This is a genomic window from Micromonospora endophytica, from assembly GCF_003236305.1.
GTDB classification, from domain to species: domain Bacteria; phylum Actinomycetota; class Actinomycetes; order Mycobacteriales; family Micromonosporaceae; genus Micromonospora; species Micromonospora endophytica.
This window is the reverse complement of record NZ_POTX01000554.1, coordinates 1-390: the sequence shown is the minus strand read 5'-3', so window position 1 is coordinate 390 and position 390 is coordinate 1. Positions and strand designations below refer to the sequence as shown.

General features: G+C 65.9%; 1 protein-coding gene. It reads right to left on the bottom strand.

What is annotated here, in order from left to right:
• Nucleotides 1–390, bottom strand: a 390-nt coding sequence (locus C1I93_RS31065) for an ATP-dependent DNA ligase (protein ID WP_438819602.1), incomplete at both ends; no start/stop codon positions are given.

Sequence of the window (390 nt, the reverse complement as noted above, 5' to 3'; positions counted from 1 at the left end):
CAGATGATCATCGTCGGCCGTTGCCATCAGTTGTGCCAGCAATGCGCGGCGCACGCTCAGAGGTTCGCGGCGCAGGTCCCGTCCCCCGATGAACGGCAGATCGAACGCATAGAACACGATGCCGCCGGTGGCGTCGCCGTCGAAGGCGTTCTGCAGCGCCTGGAAGTCGGGCACGCCGTGCTTGTCCAGGACGACGACCTCGCCGTCCACCCAGGCGCATTTCGCCGGCAGCCGGCCGAAGGCCTCGACCAGATGCGGCAGCTTGGCGCTCCAGTCATGCCCGTTGCGGGTATGGAGGTTGACCGTGTCGCCGTCCAGCCGCGCCAGCAACCGGTAGCCGTCGAACTTCAATTCATAGAGCCAGTCCGCCGAGTCGGACGGGATTCCATC